General features: G+C 38.8%; 1 pseudogene. It reads right to left on the bottom strand.

What is annotated here, in order from left to right:
• Nucleotides 1-474, bottom strand: a pseudogene (locus tag D1831_RS14265) (hypothetical protein); the annotation flags it as partial.
• Nucleotides 475-753 lie beyond the last annotated feature (279 nt).

Below are 753 nucleotides of genomic sequence, written 5' to 3'. Positions count from 1 at the left end.
GTAATTATTATTACCGTTTAACTGGTAAACTTTCCCAGTCTTGGCTTTAATGTAATTTTTGCTCGTCTTTTTAACTGGGTTGGTCATTTGATAATTTTTACCGGCCTTTAAATATTTATGCCACGTCCAACCGCTGTTCCCGTTCTTAGCGTTGGTCACGTAATAATATAAATACTTTTTACCGTGCTTAATGATCGTTGCTTTTTTAGAACGAATCCAAGTTGTCTTCCGAAAATTCTTTAAAGTATGGTTCGCTCTAAGCTTTAACTTTTTACTACTACCAACTAGTGAATAAGTTTTAGCTGATAGACTCGTCGAATAATAAGCCTTTGCACTTGTCTTCGTGATCTTTATCCGACGGTAAGTTGAGCTTGCTTGGACATTCGTCGGCGCCATTAAGATGCTTCCACCCAGCATCACCACGGCAGCTAAAGTTGTCGCACACGCCCTAGTAACCCTACTTTTTTCAACCATATTTGTTCCCCCTGAAATTATTAGCCAATTCGTTTTATAGTCATGTCCCCTGACACAGCACAATATTATTTTAATTATAAAGCATATTATACTTTTATTGAACAGGACTTATTGACCACGTGAACCCGTTTAACGCATTGACTGCCGCACTTCCTTGCTAACACTTCATAAAAAAGTGACCCCCTGAGTTGGATTAGATCCAAACCCAAGGCTTACGACGATTTTAGCTAAAAATAAAACCGGTCAGTATGTCCCAGTAAAATACCGGAAACGTGCTGA

It is taken from the genome of Lactiplantibacillus garii (assembly GCF_003885105.1).
GTDB classification, from domain to species: Bacteria; Bacillota; Bacilli; order Lactobacillales; family Lactobacillaceae; genus Lactiplantibacillus; species Lactiplantibacillus garii.
This window is presented reverse-complemented; position numbering and strand designations above follow the sequence as displayed.